Source organism: Microbacterium sp. NPDC055455 (assembly GCF_053619935.1).
Window position 1 is genome coordinate 104,612 of sequence record NZ_JBSHLB010000001.1, and the last position, 14,117, is coordinate 118,728.

At 72.9% G+C, this 14,117-nt stretch carries 13 protein-coding genes; 10 read left to right on the forward strand and 3 right to left on the reverse strand.

From position 1 onward, the window contains the following. Positions 1 to 46 precede the first annotated feature (46 nt). The 9 genes from ACWGUG_RS00410 to ACWGUG_RS00450 all read left to right on the forward strand — a co-directional run bounded on the left by ACWGUG_RS00410 (position 47) and on the right by ACWGUG_RS00450 (position 10,597). On the forward strand, positions 47 to 1,729 hold the full coding sequence (locus ACWGUG_RS00410; RefSeq protein WP_452323481.1) for a hypothetical protein: 1,683 nt from the start codon (positions 47 to 49) through the stop codon (positions 1,727 to 1,729). 90 nt (positions 1,730 to 1,819) lie between these two features. After that, a complete protein-coding gene (locus tag ACWGUG_RS00415) occupies positions 1,820 to 3,232 on the forward strand; it encodes an MFS transporter (RefSeq protein ID WP_452323482.1) in 1,413 nt (470 codons plus the stop codon). Further along, positions 3,229 to 4,974: a dihydroxyacetone kinase family protein gene (locus tag ACWGUG_RS00420; RefSeq protein ID WP_378882875.1), complete on the forward strand. Its 1,746-nt coding sequence runs from the start codon at positions 3,229 to 3,231 to the stop codon at positions 4,972 to 4,974. The genes ACWGUG_RS00415 and ACWGUG_RS00420 overlap by 4 nt, the downstream gene beginning before the upstream one ends. Continuing rightward, positions 4,967 to 5,437: a ribose-5-phosphate isomerase gene (locus ACWGUG_RS00425; protein ID WP_336394501.1), complete on the forward strand. Its 471-nt coding sequence runs from the start codon at positions 4,967 to 4,969 to the stop codon at positions 5,435 to 5,437. The genes ACWGUG_RS00420 and ACWGUG_RS00425 overlap by 8 nt, the downstream gene beginning before the upstream one ends. Further along, the gene (locus ACWGUG_RS00430) at positions 5,437 to 6,321 is read left to right on the forward strand and encodes a triose-phosphate isomerase family protein (protein ID WP_452323483.1); all 885 of its coding nucleotides are present in this window, start codon (positions 5,437 to 5,439) and stop codon (positions 6,319 to 6,321) included. The genes ACWGUG_RS00425 and ACWGUG_RS00430 overlap by 1 nt, the downstream gene beginning before the upstream one ends. After that, positions 6,318 to 7,112 (forward strand): sugar phosphate isomerase/epimerase family protein, encoded by a 795-nt coding sequence (locus ACWGUG_RS00435; RefSeq protein WP_452323484.1) that lies wholly within the window; start codon positions 6,318 to 6,320, stop codon positions 7,110 to 7,112. Before ACWGUG_RS00430 ends, ACWGUG_RS00435 begins: the two co-directional genes overlap by 4 nt. After that, entirely contained in the window at positions 7,109 to 7,987 is an 879-nt protein-coding gene (locus ACWGUG_RS00440; protein ID WP_336394498.1) for a phosphogluconate dehydrogenase C-terminal domain-containing protein, read from the forward strand. Before ACWGUG_RS00435 ends, ACWGUG_RS00440 begins: the two co-directional genes overlap by 4 nt. 1 nt (position 7,988) lies before the next feature. Continuing rightward, entirely contained in the window at positions 7,989 to 8,744 is a 756-nt protein-coding gene (locus tag ACWGUG_RS00445; RefSeq protein WP_336394497.1) for an SDR family NAD(P)-dependent oxidoreductase, read from the forward strand. Positions 8,745 to 8,779: 35 nt separating this feature from the next. Then, a complete protein-coding gene (locus ACWGUG_RS00450; RefSeq protein ID WP_452323485.1) occupies positions 8,780 to 10,597 on the forward strand; it encodes a hypothetical protein in 1,818 nt (605 codons plus the stop codon). 57 nt (positions 10,598 to 10,654) lie between these two features. On the opposite strand, the gene ACWGUG_RS00455 is transcribed toward ACWGUG_RS00450, so the two are convergent. From ACWGUG_RS00455 to ACWGUG_RS00465, 3 genes are read right to left on the reverse strand one after another with little or no spacing between them, the layout of a single operon-like run. Further along, positions 10,655 to 11,839: a cytochrome P450 gene (locus ACWGUG_RS00455; protein WP_452323486.1), complete on the reverse strand. Its 1,185-nt coding sequence runs from the start codon at positions 11,837 to 11,839 to the stop codon at positions 10,655 to 10,657. Further along, positions 11,836 to 12,966 carry an NAD(P)/FAD-dependent oxidoreductase gene (locus ACWGUG_RS00460; RefSeq protein ID WP_452323487.1) on the reverse strand — a complete coding sequence of 377 codons (1,131 nt, stop codon included), beginning with the start codon at positions 12,964 to 12,966 and terminating at the stop codon, positions 11,836 to 11,838. The genes ACWGUG_RS00455 and ACWGUG_RS00460 overlap by 4 nt, the downstream gene beginning before the upstream one ends. Further along, the gene (locus ACWGUG_RS00465) at positions 12,963 to 13,235 is read right to left on the reverse strand and encodes a ferredoxin (RefSeq protein WP_336394493.1); all 273 of its coding nucleotides are present in this window, start codon (positions 13,233 to 13,235) and stop codon (positions 12,963 to 12,965) included. The genes ACWGUG_RS00460 and ACWGUG_RS00465 overlap by 4 nt, the downstream gene beginning before the upstream one ends. On the opposite strand from ACWGUG_RS00465, the gene ACWGUG_RS00470 reads away from it, so the two are divergent. Further along, positions 13,234 to 14,103, forward strand: a complete 870-nt coding sequence (locus tag ACWGUG_RS00470; protein WP_452323488.1) for a helix-turn-helix transcriptional regulator — start codon at positions 13,234 to 13,236, stop codon at positions 14,101 to 14,103. The genes ACWGUG_RS00465 and ACWGUG_RS00470 overlap by 2 nt on opposite strands. The last annotated feature ends 14 nt before the right edge of the window (positions 14,104 to 14,117 follow it).

A 14,117-nucleotide genomic window follows, 5' to 3' on the forward strand; every position in this document is an offset into this window, starting at 1 on the left:
CGGCCCGCCGTCCTGTCCGCACCGTCCACCGGAGGAGCTCCCGCCCATGTCCTCAACCTCACCGCAGAGCGGAACGGCCGATCCCGGCCGCTCCGACGCCCGCCCGAGCCTCGGCATCCAGGGTCCGGTCGTCGCCTTCCACGACCCGTGGGCGGGGCCGGCCTCCGACGAGATCATGCGCACCGGGACCGGCATCCCGATCCCGTCGCAGGATCCCCCTCCGACACCGCAGGAGTTCGTGTCGGCGCTCGAGGACCTCGGCGCGGAGTTCTACGTGCATCACGTCATCCCGACGAAGCACGACCACGACGCGCTGTTCGGCGATCTCGCGGCGGCCGGGATCGATATCGTGCTCGGCAACGAGTACGGCAACATCAACGGTCCGTACGCCGAGGGCACGAACCGCTACGACGTGCCGGCGGCGGTGATCCGCGCGGCGGCCGAGACCGGTCGGCTGGCCGGCGTGCTGTACGACGAGCCGGAGCACCTCCAGATCCACGCGGACCAGTACCGCCGGGACGACCACCTCCCCCACTTCGGCCGGACCGACGGGCTCACCGCGGAGGAGTCGGTCGCGGTGATCGACCGCACCGTGCGCGGGCTGGTGCGCGACGTCCGGGAGGCCTCGGAGTCCGGCGGCCGTGCGGTGCCGGTCCTCGCCGAGCAGGTCTTCCCGGTGATGTTCCACACGCTCGCCCGGGCCGGGATGACGCCGGCCCCGAAGGTGATGAAGGAATCGTTCCAGCCGCTCCAGCTCGGAACCGCCCTCGGAGCGGCCCTGCAGTACGGCCGCGACCTGTGGGTGTGCGCCGACCTGTGGGGGCCGGACGTCGGCCCCTGGCCCACGCGCGCCCCCGGCTTCCCCGGCCATTCACCCGCGGAGTTCGCGTCCGCGCTGCGACTGGCCTACTTCTTCGCCCCGACGAGGCTGTTCGTGGAGAACATCGACGTGCTCGTGCGGCACCGGGGCGGCGGCCGCTTCGAGCGGACCGCGCACGGCGAGGTGTGGCGCGAGTTCGTGCGCGACTTCGTGCCGCGGCATCCGCTGCGCTGGAGCCACCGCGACGCCCGCGCCAACATCGCCCTCGTGCACGCCGACGACAGCGACTTCGGGCGCGGCGAGCGACCCTTCGGCAATCGCGCGGCCACCGCGCCAGCGACCTCGCGCAGCGTCTTCGCCGCATGGCATGCGCTCAGTCATGGGCAGATCCCCGACCACGGCAGCTGCCTCCACATCCCCGGCTACGACTTTCCCCGCCACCGGCTGAACGGCATCCCGCGATCGGAGTTCCCCCTCCCCAGCGGCGCGCCCGAGCAGACGCACATGCACGGCCTCTTCCAGGCGGCGCGCGGCGTCCTCGTGTTCGACGAGAACGTCCGCGCGGACCAGCTCGCCGACGCGCGGCTCGTGGTGGTCGCGGGGAGCCGCCTGCCCGGCGCCACGCTCGACGCGCTTTCGGTCCGGGCGCGGGCCGGCGCGACGGTGCTCATCGCCGCATGGCTGTGCGATCCCGCGCGGTCCGGCTCGATGCGGATGGGCGACGGGCAGTGGCTCGTCTACGACGCCCTGGACGACCCCGCCGCCCAGGCGGCCATCGCGGCGCATGCCGGGCCGCCGGACCTGTGGACGCAGCGCTTCGCCGACATCGAGCTGCGGATCCGTCCCGGGAGCCCCGACGGCGAGACGCTCGAGTTCGAGATCGCGGACGCCGGAGCCGGCCGGTCCTGACGTCGTGGCATCCGCCGTTTGCAATTGGTCAACCGGTTTGCCACAATGGACGCCGAGTAACCTCGATCATCGTCGATAGCAGGAGTCACTGTGGACCAGAACCAGACCACCACCGACGCGCCACCGGTGGCGCGGTCAGCCATCCGCAAGGTGTCGATGCGCCTCGTGCCGTTCGTGGCGCTGATGTTCTTCATCAACTACCTCGACCGCACCGCCATCGGCTTCGCCGCCCCCAACGGCATGAACGAGGACCTCGCGCTCAGCGCCGCGCAGTTCGGCTTCGCGTCGGGCGTCTTCTTCATCGGCTACATCCTGCTCGAGGTGCCCTCGAACCTGGCGCTGCACAGGTTCGGCGCCCGCCGCTGGCTCTCGCGCATCATGGTGAGCTGGGGCATCGTCGCGCTGCTGTTCACGTGGGTGCAGAACTTCGAGCAGCTCGTGGTGCTGCGGTTCCTGCTGGGTGTCGCCGAGGCGGGATTCTTCCCGGGCGCGATCCTCTTCCTCAGCCTGTGGGTGCCCGCGCAGTACCGCGGCCGCGTCCTCATGCTCTTCTACCTGGCCCAGCCGCTGACCACGGTGATCGGCGCCCCGCTCGCCGGCTGGCTCATCCAGCAGCACGAGGTCTTCTTCGGGCTCGAGGGCTGGCGCTTCATGTTCTTCGGCGTTGCGATCCCGGCGATCGTGGTCGGCGTCATCGCGTGGTTCTACCTCAAGGACAAGCCGGCCGACGCGAAGTGGCTGACCCGTGAGGAGCAGGTCTGGCTCACCGACGCACTCGACCGCGAGAAGGCCGCGACCCAGAAGAAGGAGCACGGCCACGTGTCGGCGCGCTTCGCCTTCAAGAGCGGTCGCGTGTGGGTGCTGTCGTTCATCTACTTCGGGTTCATCTACGGCCTGTACGCGCTGGCCTTCTTCCTGCCCACGATCATCGAGGGCTTCCAGGCGCAGACCGGCCAGACCTTCGACACGCTCCAGAAGGGCCTCATCACCGCGATCCCGTACCTGCCGGCGGCGATCGTCATGTACTTCTGGTCGCGGGACGCCTCGCGGCGCGGCCTGAAGACCTGGCACATCGCAGGTCCCGCGATCGCCGGTGCGGTCAGCATCCCGCTCGCCCTGTTCGCCGGCTCGCCCGCTGCCACGATCGCGGTCATCACCGTCACCGCGTGCGCGACCTTCGCCGCCCTCCCCAACTTCTGGACCCTGCCGACGCGCTTCCTCACCGGCGCTGCGGCCGCTGCCGGCGTCGCCCTCATCAACACGATCGGCAACCTGGCCGGCTTCTCGGCGCCGTTCGTCACCGGTGCCGTGCGCGACTGGACCGGCGGCTACGAGGTCCCGATGTTCATCGTGGGCTTCGTCATGCTCGTGTCGGCCGTGCTCATGGTGCTGCTCTCCCGCAGCAACCGCATCACCCCGGTCACGGTGGACGACGAGGACGACACCGTCTCCGGCGCCGACACCGTCGGCGTCGCCGGGACCGCGAAGGGCGACGTGCGATGACGCGTCTGTGGAACGAGCCGGCGGACTTCGCCGACGAGATGATCGACGGCTTCGTCGCGGCCAACGGCCGCCACGTGCGCCGCGTGCCCGGCGGAGTCGTGCGCAGCACGACGTCGCCGGCCGGCCAGGTCGCGGTCGTCGTCGGCGGCGGCTCGGGCCACTACCCCGCGTTCGGGGGGCTCGTCGGTCCGGGGCTCGCGCATGGCGCGGCGATGGGCAACCTGTTCGCCTCGCCCTCGACGCAGCAGGTGTACGCGGTGGCCAAGGCCGCCGAGGCCGGCGGTGGCGTGCTCTTCAGCTACGGCAACTACGCCGGAGACGTGCTGAACTTCGACGCGGCTCAGGAGCGGCTGCGCTCGGAGGGCATCGCGTGCGAGACGGTCACCGTCACCGACGACATCTTCAGCGCGACCCCGGACGAGAAGCACAAGCGGCGCGGCATCGCGGGCGACCTGACCGTGTTCCGCATCGCGGCGGCGGCGGCCGAGGCGGGCGCGGACCTCGCCGAGGTGACGCGGCTGGCCCGGCTGGCCAATGAGCGCACGCGCTCGTTCGGCGTCGCGTTCACCGGCTGCACGCTGCCCGGCGCCGAGCAGCCGCTGTTCACCGTCCCGGAGGGGCGGATGGCGGTCGGCCTGGGCATCCACGGCGAGCCGGGCATCGACGAGACCGACATCCCCACCGCCGACGGCCTGGCAGAGCTCCTGGTCGAGAAGCTGCTGGCCGAGGTGCCCGACGGCGTCGAGGTCGACGGCGCCCGCGTGGTGCCGATCCTCAACGGCCTGGGGTCGCTGAAGTACGAGGAGATGTTCGTCGTCTACCGGCGCGTCGCCCAGCTGCTCGAGGGTGCCGGCCTGGAGCTGGTCGACCCGCACGTCGGCGAGTACTGCACGAGCTTCGACATGGCGGGCACGTCGCTGACCCTGTTCTGGCTGGACGACGAGCTGGCGCAGCTGTGGGAGACCGCGGTGGACACGCCCTCGTACCGTCGCGGCTCCGTCGCCCCGCAGGAGCGGGCAGCGGTGACGGATGCCGCGGCCGACGCCGCCGAGATCCCCGACGCCGACGAGCCGTCGCGCGCCGTCGCCCGGACGGTGCTGGCCGCGGTGCGCACCATCGCCCAGACCGTCGACGCGCACGTCGACGAGCTCGGCCGCCTCGACGCGATCGCCGGCGACGGCGACCACGGCATCGGCATGCAGCGCGGCTCGCACGCCGCGCTTGCTGCGGCGACCGCCGCGGTCGAGGCCGGCGCCGGCGCGCAGACGACCCTCGCCCACGCCGCCGACGCATGGTCCGATCGGGCCGGAGGCACCTCCGGCGCGCTGTGGGGCCTCATCCTCGACGCGGTCGCCCGGGCGCTCGGCGACCAGGGCCGGCCTGACCCCGCCGCGATCGCCGCTGGTGTGGCCGCCGGCTCGCGCGGGGTCACCGACTACGGCAAGGCCGAGGTCGGCGACAAGACGCTCGTCGACGCGCTCGTGCCCTTCAGCTCGACGCTGAGCCAGGCCGTCGACGCCGGCGCCTCCCTGACCGACGCGTGGCGGACGGCAGCGGATGCCGCGACCCGCGCCGCGCAGGCGACGGCGGACCTCCTCCCCCGCATGGGCCGCGCTCGCACGCACGGCCAGAACAGCGTGGGAACCCCCGACCCGGGCGCGATCTCGCTCGCGCTCATCGTGACCGCCGTGGGCGAAATGCTCGCGGACCAGAACTCAGTGAAGGAGAACGCCAATGGCTGAGCCCCTGCGCATCGTGATCGGCTGCGACGACGCCGGTTACGACTACAAGGAGATCCTCAAGAAGGACCTCGAGGACAACCCCGGCGTCGCCCTGGTGACCGATGTGGGCGTGGACGCCGACGGGCACACGCCCTACCCGACGGTCGCCATCGAGGCCGCCCAGCAGGTCGCGAACGGCGACGCCGACCGCGCGCTGCTGATCTGCGGCACGGGCCTGGGCGTCGCGATCGCCGCGAACAAGGTGCCGGGCATCCGGGCCGTCACCGCCCACGACTCGTACTCGGTCGAGCGGGGCGTGCTGTCCAACAACGCGCAGGTGCTCACCATGGGCCAGCGGGTCGTCGGCATCGAGCTCGCCCGCCGCCTGGTGCGCGAATGGCTGACCTACCGCTTCGACACCACGTCGGCCTCGGCCGACAAGGTGGCCGTCATCGACCGGTTCGAGACCACGGGCTCCTGCTGATGCCGCAGGTCACGGTCGGGGTGAGCCTGAAGACGTACTTCGGGCACGAGCGGGCGCGCGCGTGGTTCGCCGACGTGGCGCAGCGCGCGGCCGCCCACCCCGCCGTGGCCGCGGGCGACGTGCGGTTCTTCGTCATCCCGACCTACGTGCAGATCCCCGCCGCCCTCGCCGCGTTCTCCGACACCCCGGTGCTGGTGGGCGCACAGGACGTCTCGGAGTTCCCGTCCGGCCCCTACACCGGCGAGGTGACCGCCGCCGAGCTCGCCGAGGTCGGCGTGGCCGTCGCCGAGATCGGTCACGCCGAACGGCGCCGGCTGTTCGACGAGACCGACACCGTCACGGCCGCCAAGGCCGCCGCCGCGCTCAGCCACGGCATCACCCCGGTGCTGTGCATCGGCGAGGCCGAGCGCCTCGGCAGCCCCGCCGCCGCGCTCGCGAACGTCGAACAGCTCGCCGCGAACCTCGAGGACGTGCCCGCCGGACCCGTCATCGTGGCCTACGAGCCGGTGTGGGCGATCGGGGCTGCCGAGCCCGGCGCCGACGAGCACATCACCACCGTGACCCGTGCCCTCCGCGCCGCGCTCGACGCCGACCCGGCGCGTGCCGGCAGCGTCGTCATCTACGGCGGCTCCGCCGGTCCCGGCCTGCTCACCCGCCTCGCGGGCAGTGTCGACGGCCTCTTCCTCGGCCGCTTCGCGCATGACCCGGATGCGCTCGTCGCGGTGCTCGACGAGGCATCCGCCCTCGCCGCCTCGCGGTCGCGGTCGGAGGTCGCCCCTTCCCCTTCTCTGGGACCCCGGTCGGCGGACGAGACCGAGGGAGAACCCCAGGGTCTCGTCCGCACGGTGAGGTCTCACGGGACGACGCCGGAGGGCGACGCATGATCGGGCTGGGCACGTACGCGTTCTTCTGGCAGCACTCCGACCGGGTGCCCCGCCCGCTGTCGCTCGTCGGCGCGTTCGAGGCGACCAGACAGCTCGGCGTCGGCCTGTTCCAGATCTGCGACTACGCGCCGCTGGAGCAGATGGACGACGCGGAGCTGACGGATGCCGCAGCCGCCGCCCGCGACCTCGGCATCGCGATCGAGCTCGGCACGAAGGGCATCGAGCCCGACCGGCTCGCCCGCTTCCTCGACCTCGCCGGCGTCTTCGACGCCCGCCTCGTACGCAGCATGCTCTACTCGCCCGACACCCGCCCGACCCTGCCCCAGGCCGAGGAGTGGCTGCGTGCGGCACTGCCGGCGTACGAGGCATCCGCCGTCGATCTCGCCCTCGAGACGTACGAGCAGGTCTCGACCGCCGACCTGGTGGGTCTCGTCGCCGGCATCGGCAGCGAACGGCTCGGGATCTGCCTCGACCCGGCCAACGTCGTCGCGCGCCTCGAGCTGCCGCGCGACTGCGTCGAGCGGACGGCGGCGCACGTCAAGAACGTGCACGTGAAGGACTTCGCGTTCGCCCGCCAGCCCGGCTGGGTCGGCTTCACCTACAGCGGCGCGCCCATGGGCGAGGGGCTGCACGACTACCCCCACCTGCTCGAGACCGTCCGCCCGCGAGAGCGCGGCGTCAACGAGATCGTCGAGCACTGGCTGTCCTGGCAGACGGACGCCGAGACCACCATCCGGATCGAGCGGGAATGGACCCGCCGAACCATCGAACACCTGAGGAGCACGTCATGAGCACGACCGCTGCGAACACCAGCACCGCCACCTACAAGATCGCCGTCGTCGGAGCCGGCGGGAAGATGGGCATGCGCGTGTCCAACAACCTCGTCAAGACCGACCACACCGTCTGGTACGTCGAGAACTCGCCCGCCGGTCGCCAGCGCACGCTGGACGCCGGACGGGAGTTGACGGATGCCGCCACCGCCGTCGCCGACGCCGACATCGTCGTGCTGGCCGTGCCGGACCTCGCCCTGGGCCCGGTCACCGCCGACCTCGTGCCGCAGCTGAAGTCCGGCGCGATCGTGCTGACGCTCGACCCCGCCGCCGCGTACGCGGGCCTGCTCACCACCCGCGACGACGTCGTCCAGGCCGTCGCGCACCCCTGCCACCCCTCGGTGTTCCTCGAGCGCACCACCAAGGAGGAATGGGCCGACACGTTCGGCGGCATCGCCGCCCCGCAGGATGCGATCGCCGCCGTCGAGAGCGACGACCCCGCGCACAAGGAGATCGTCGAGGCCACCGTGCGCGCGATCTACGCCCCCGTCATCGACGTCCACTTCGTGACCGTCAAGCAACTCGCGCAGCTCGAGCCCACCCTCGTCGAGACCGTCGCCTGCATGATCGGCTCGCTCCTCAACGAGGCCCTCGACGAGGCGATCAACACCATGGGGGTTCCCGAGGCCGCCGCCCGCAGCATCCTGTACGGCCACACCCAGGTGGCCCTCGCCAACGGCCTGCGCGGCGACAACCCGTTCTCGGACGCCTGCCTCATCGCCATGGACTACGGCCGCGAGTCGATCATCAAGGAGGACTGGAAGAAGATCTTCCGCGACGACGAGCTCGACAAGAACCTCGCGCGCATGCTCCACCTCGACCACATCGAGCGCTGACGTGGGGCAGCTCGAAGGCAAGACCGCACTGATCACCGGCGCGGCGCTCGGCATCGGCCTCGCCGTCGCGACCCGGTTCGCCCGTGAGGGCGCGCGGGTCGTCCTCGCCGATCGCAACGGCGACGGGGCCGCGGCCGCGGCCGCCGAGATCGGCGAGCACGCCCGGGCGGTCACGATGGACATCTCGGACGAGGATGCCGTCGCCGCGGCGTTCGCCGAGGTCGAGGCGGCCGGCTGGGCGCCCGACGTCGTCGTGGCCAACGCCGGCGTGCAGCTGTTCGGGCAGGACGCGCAGGCGGCCGAGCTCGACCTGGACGTGTGGCGCCGCACGATCGACATCAACCTGACCGGGACGTTCCTGACGGTCAAGCACGCGGTGCGCTCGATGCTGCCGCGCGGCGGCGGGTCGATCATCCTGACCGGGAGCCCCACCGGCGTGAACGGCGAGGGCAAGGACTTCACCGCCTACAGCGCGTCTAAGGCGGGCATCCACGGTCTCGGCCGCACGGTCGCCGCCGCGTACGCCGACCGCGGCATCCGCGTGAACACGGTGCAGCCGGCGTACACCGAGACGCCGCTGGTCGCCGCCATCAGCGAGGACCCCGCGTCGCGGGCGGCGATCATCGGCCGCATCCCGCTCGGCCGGGCCGGCACGCCCGACGACGTCGCGGGCATCATGGTGTACCTCGCGAGCGACGACGGCGCGTTCGCCACGGGTGCGCTCTTCTCCGTCGACGGCGGGATGACCACGATCTGACCCGCGGAAGCGGGATCGCGACGAAGATGGGGCGCATGGCAGACGTGTGGAAGGGTGAGCCGGCACGGTCGTGGCGGAGCGGCCGGTGGTCGCTGGAGCTGCGCGACGACGAGTTCGCCGACATCGCCTGCGACGGCGTCGTGGTGCTGCGGTCGGTGCGCGCGGTCGTCCGGGACCGCAACTGGGACACCGCGGGGCTCGTCGTCGACCGCGTCGACGAGTCCGGCATCGCCCTCACGCTGCACGTGCACTCGGAGGGGCTCGGGTCCGACCTGCGCGGCATCGTGCGGGCCGAGATCCGCGGACCGGGCAGGCTGCGGCTGCTGACGGACCTGGAGTCGGCTACCGCCTTCGCCACGAACCGCACCGGACTGGTGGTGCTGCACCCACCGGGGCTGGCCGGCGCCGCGCTCGAGGTGCGCCACTCCGGGGGGACGGTGGAGCACTCCCGCTACCCCGTCGCCATCAGCCCGCACCAGCCGGCGTTCGACATCGCGGGGCTGGCGTGGTCGCACGAGGGCCTCGACGTCGACCTGCGATTCGCCGGCGACGTGTTCGAGATGGAGGATCAGCGCAACTGGACGGATGCCTCGTACAAGACGTACAGCCGTCCGCTCGCGCTCCCCTTCCCCTACGAACTGGCCGCCGGCGAGCGGATCGTCCAGACCGTCGACGTCTCGGTGTCGGGGACGCCCATCGCCGGAGCCGGTGACGAGGTCGCCCGCATCCGCCTGGAGGACGGCCCGGCGATGCCCGCCATCGCGGTGTCCGCCGCCACGGCGCCCGACCCGGCGCCGTCCGGGCTTGCGGTGTCGCCCGACGCCGCGCCGTCCGGGCCGGACGGCTCGCCGGGGGCCGGCGCGTGGCCCGCCGCGGTGCTGGTGGAGCTCGACCTCGCCACCCGAACCTGGCAGGCCGCGCTCGGCCGGGCCGCGGCATCCGCTCTCCCCCTCGATGTGCGGTTCGTGCTCGCCGAGGACGACCCGACCAGCATCGACGAGGCCGTCTTCGCGCTGCACGACCTGCCGGTGGCACGTGTCACGGCGTTCTGGCCCACCGGGCCCGCCCGGCACGTCTCGGACCTCGAGGCGATCGGGCTGCTGCGCCACGCGCTCACCGAGGCCGGCGTGGATGCGCCGATCGTCGGCGGCGTCCGCTCGCACTTCACCGAGCTCAATCGCGAGCACCACCGCCTGCCGCGGCGGCTGGACGGCGTCGTGTTCAGCAGCACCCCGCTCTTCCACAGTCTGAGCACGGCCCAGCTGGTGGAGTCCGTGCCGATGCAGCGGCTCGTGGCGACCCAGGCCGTCGAGCTGGCGGGCGGACCGCCGGTGCACATCGGGCCGATCTCGCTGCGCCCGCACTTCAACGACGTCGCCACGACGCCCCCGCCGATGCCCGACCACGACGACCTGCGCGACGGCTACGGCTCGGCGCTGATCGACGCGGCGGACCCGCGGCAGTCCGCCCCGGAGCTCGCCGCGTGGACGGTGGCGAGCGCCGCCGCGCTCGCCGTCCCCGGGGTGGCGACGCTCGCGTACTTCGAGGAGTGGGGGCCGCGCGGCGTCCGCACGGCCGACGGCACCGCGCTCCCCGCGTTCGCCGCGGTCTCGGCGCTCGCCGCACTGGCGGGGACGCCCGGGCTGCGCGGCGACTCCCCCGACGGCCTCGTCTGGGCCCTCGGCGCCCGCACCGGCGCCGACGGCGCGGAGGCGGGCGGCGCGGCGGGCCGCGACGGCGTCACCGTCCTCGTCGCCAACCTCGACGATCGTCCGCGACGGGTCGAGGTGACCCTCCCCGACGGCGCGACCCGCACCGCCGACGTCCCTCCCACGTCGTTCCTCACGCTCTGACCCCGCCGGCCCCACCGCCCGCCCCCGGCCCCCGATCCCTGCTGTTCACGACGAGGGTCAGCGCCAGGCCACCTCGACGGCGCCGGCCTCGTACGTCGCGACGGGGTGCGCGAACGGCAGCGGTGAGAGCTGCTCGGCGTGCACCAGACGGATGCCGGGGGCCGCGGCGAGCAGCTGTCCGACGGCCTCGCGGATCTCGAGGCGCGCGAGCTGCTGGCCGACGCAGCCATGCGGTCCGTGACCGAAGCCGAGATGGCCGAAGGCGTCGCGGGTGACGTCGAACCTGTCGGGATCGTCGTACTGCCGCTCGTCGTGGTTCGCGGCCACGGGAGAGACGGCGACGGTGGTGCCCGCGGGGATGACGACGCCGTGCAGCTCGACGTCCTCTCGCGCGGTGCGAGGGAACAGCGTGACGAACATCGCCCCCACCCGCATGAACTCCTCGATCGCGCCCGGGAGCGCCGCGGGATCGTCTCGGAGCACCGCGAGCTGGTCGGGGTGCGTGAGCAGCGCCACCAGCGCCGTCGAGATGAGGTAGGCCACCGAATCACGGCCGGAGGTCATCAGCACGAGCAGGATCCCCTCGACCTCGGCGCGCGTCCACTCACCCTGCAGCAGGTGGGTGATGACGTCGTCGCCCGGTGAGCCCTCCCTCGCGGCGAGGAGGTCGCGGATGTAGTCGAACTTCTCCTGCGTCGTCGACGTGCCGGTCACGAACAGCTCGCCGAACCGCGGCTCCAGCGCGTCGGGCACGCCCAGCACCAGGCAGTGCGTGCGCATTGAGATCGGCGTGGCGTAGTGCGCGAAGAGGTCGGCGGGCTGCTCGCGGGCGAGGAAGTCGGCGAGTTGCGAGGCCACGATGCCGGCCACCGCGTCCTCGCGGGCCCGGACGGCGCGCATCGAGAACTGCGACAGGATCGCCCTCCGCATGCGGAGGTGCTGCTCGCCGTCGAGCGCGAGCAGGTTCGAGGCGGCGAGCGCGGCGCGCCCGGCCCCGTCGAGGTCGTCGAGGCCCGTCCCCTCCTGGGGCCCAGGAAAGCGGTGGACCGCGACGGTGAACCGCGGATCCGCCAGCACGTCGCGCGCGAGCGCATGCCGGGTCACGATGAGTCCGTCCGGCCCGTCGGGGTAGCGCAGCGGCGTCGCCGGCGCTTCGGCGCGCCACATCGCCAGCGCCGGGGACGGCGCGAGAGGCGTGCCGTCGGTCGGCAGGCGACGCTCGCGGTAGGGGCATCCGGTCATACGAGACTCCCTTCGGCGCGGAGGAGGTCGGCGCGGGCGATCCGGAACTCGCGCGCCATGTTCCATCCGACGAGCGCCTCGATGCGCCCCTGACGCCGCGCGGCGACCACGAAGCGGTCGCCGTCGGCGTCGCCCGCGATCACGCGCAGCTCGGCATCGGGCCGCACCCGGCCGTGGACGAGGATCCGCGTGCCGAACAGCGTCGTCCAGAAGAACGGCTCGATGGGCGGGGATGCCTCACCCGTCACGATACGACGGGCCACCGCCTGCGCCTGCAGGATCGCCGTCTGCTGGTGCTCCGTGCGCCGGGGACGCCCGTCCGCCGGATCGGTCCAGGCCGCGACGTCCCCGGCCGCGTGGATGCCGTCGGCCGCGCGGCCGTTCGCATCGCAGACCACCCCGTCGGCGACCTCGAGTCCGGAGCCGCGCAGCCACTCGACCGATGGCGCGCAGCCGACGGAGCTCACGACCGTCGACGCGCCGGCGATCGTGCCGTCGGCGAGGTGCACTCCGGCACCATCCACGGCGACGACGTGCGCACGCGTGCGCAGCTCGACCCCGTTCTCGCACAGCAGACCGGCGATGCGCGCCGACAGGCGCGGGCCGAGGGCGCCCAGCGAGACCCCCTCGCCGCGGGCGAGGAGGGTCACCGCACACCCCGCGGTGCGCGCCGCGGCGGCCAGCTCGCAGCCGAGCACGCCCGCCCCGATGATGGCGATCCGGTCGCCGCGCGCGAGCCGCCCGCGCAGGTGGTGCGCGTCCTCGATCGTCCGCAGCGTCTGCGACGCGGGGAACGGATGCCGCGCCGCCGCGCCGGTGGCGATCACCAGCTCGTCGTACCCGACCCGTTCGCGACCGACCGCGACCTCGCGTCGCCGCGGGTCCAGCCCCGTGGCGGCGCGGCCGAGGCTCAAGGTCGCGTCGAGCCCCGCCAGCTCGGCGCGGCCGCGAAGGGGTGAGGCATCCCACTCTCCCGAGAGGACCTGCTTCGACAGCGCCGGCCGGCTGTACGGCGCGTGGCGTTCGGCGCCGAGGAGCGTGATGCGCCCGTCGAACCCCTCGGCACGCAGGCTCTCGGCGGTCGTCAACCCCGCGAGTGAGGCGCCGACGATCAGCACATGCGTCATCGGTCCGTCACGCGGATCGCTCGCGCGGGGCAGAGCGACGCCGCGCGCAGCGCCGCGGCGACGTCGTCGTCCGCGGTCGGGTCGGGGTCGAGCACGACGACGATCCCGTCATCGTCCTGATCGAAGAGCGTGCCCGCCACGAGCGCGCACTGGCCTGCACCCACACAGGCGGTGGTGTCGGCGAAGATCGTCATGAGAGCAATATCCGCCGATTCTGCGTCGTATTCCACGTGTATGTTGACGACATGTCGGAGGATGTTGACGGTCATGCCTGACGCCCGCGTCCGCGGACGCCACGCGACGCTCGAACAGCACGGCGTCGCGGCCGAGAGGTTCACGGACTTCATCAGCCCCACGCTCGACCTGCACGGGGTGGACGTGGTCCTGCTCACCTTCGTGCTGCGCGGCACCGGTCGGCACGTCCTGGACGAGACCGAGTACGCCGTCACGGGCCCGTCGTTCGCGGTCACGCGTACCGGCGAGCGTCACGGTCTCATCACCGACGGCGATGCGCTCGAGGTCGTGAACGTCTACCTCGACGTCGACGCGCATCCGGTCCAGCCGCTCGCGCCGCCGCTGGACCGCGCGCTGGCCGCCCTCCTGCCGCTCGGCGACGCACCCCGGGTGCGGCTCCCCCAGGTCGCGATCGACGACGTCGCCCCGACGCGCGCACTGCTCGAGCTGCTGGAACGCGAGACCCTCCATCCGGGCCCGGGGACGGGCGACACCGTCGCCGCCCTGCGGCGGGCGCTGCTGGTCGAGTGCGCGCGGGCGATCACGGACCACGGCTTCCTCCCCGCCCGCAGCTCCCGCCGCCGCACGGACGTCGCCGTCGAGGAGGTGCGTGCGCACCTCGATCGCTCGTTCACCGAGAGCCAGAGCCTCGCCGACCTGGCGGCACGGGTCCACCTGGAGCGGACCTATCTCTCGCGCGCCTTCGCGGAGTCGACCGGGGAGACCATCTCCGAGTACATCGCACGCCTGCGGATCGGCTACGCGGCCACCCTGCTGCGCACGACCGACCGCAGCATCGCCGACATCGGCACCACCGCGGGCTTCCGCGACCTCTCCCACTTCGGCCGCACGTTCAAGCGCCTGCGCGGCGTCTCCCCACGCGACTACCGGCGCACCCCCTGACCCCACGTCCCTGC

Bases quoted from the DNA above. Each gene is read 5' to 3' on its own strand.
- ACWGUG_RS00420 (WP_378882875.1), top strand. From the start codon at position 3,229: ATGACGCGTCTGTGGAACGAGCCGGCGGACTTCGCCGACGAGATGATC.
- ACWGUG_RS00435 (WP_452323484.1), top strand. From the start codon at position 6,318: ATGATCGGGCTGGGCACGTACGCGTTCTTCTGGCAGCACTCCGACCGG.
- ACWGUG_RS00410 (WP_452323481.1), top strand. From the start codon at position 47: ATGTCCTCAACCTCACCGCAGAGCGGAACGGCCGATCCCGGCCGCTCC.
- ACWGUG_RS00450 (WP_452323485.1), top strand. From the start codon at position 8,780: ATGGCAGACGTGTGGAAGGGTGAGCCGGCACGGTCGTGGCGGAGCGGC.
- ACWGUG_RS00460 (WP_452323487.1), bottom strand. From the start codon at position 12,966: ATGACGCATGTGCTGATCGTCGGCGCCTCACTCGCGGGGTTGACGACC.
- ACWGUG_RS00455 (WP_452323486.1), bottom strand. From the start codon at position 11,839: ATGACCGGATGCCCCTACCGCGAGCGTCGCCTGCCGACCGACGGCACG.
- ACWGUG_RS00440 (WP_336394498.1), top strand. From the start codon at position 7,109: ATGAGCACGACCGCTGCGAACACCAGCACCGCCACCTACAAGATCGCC.
- ACWGUG_RS00465 (WP_336394493.1), bottom strand. From the start codon at position 13,235: ATGACCGTCAACATCCTCCGACATGTCGTCAACATACACGTGGAATAC.
- ACWGUG_RS00430 (WP_452323483.1), top strand. From the start codon at position 5,437: ATGCCGCAGGTCACGGTCGGGGTGAGCCTGAAGACGTACTTCGGGCAC.
- ACWGUG_RS00425 (WP_336394501.1), top strand. From the start codon at position 4,967: ATGGCTGAGCCCCTGCGCATCGTGATCGGCTGCGACGACGCCGGTTAC.
- ACWGUG_RS00470 (WP_452323488.1), top strand. From the start codon at position 13,234: ATGCCTGACGCCCGCGTCCGCGGACGCCACGCGACGCTCGAACAGCAC.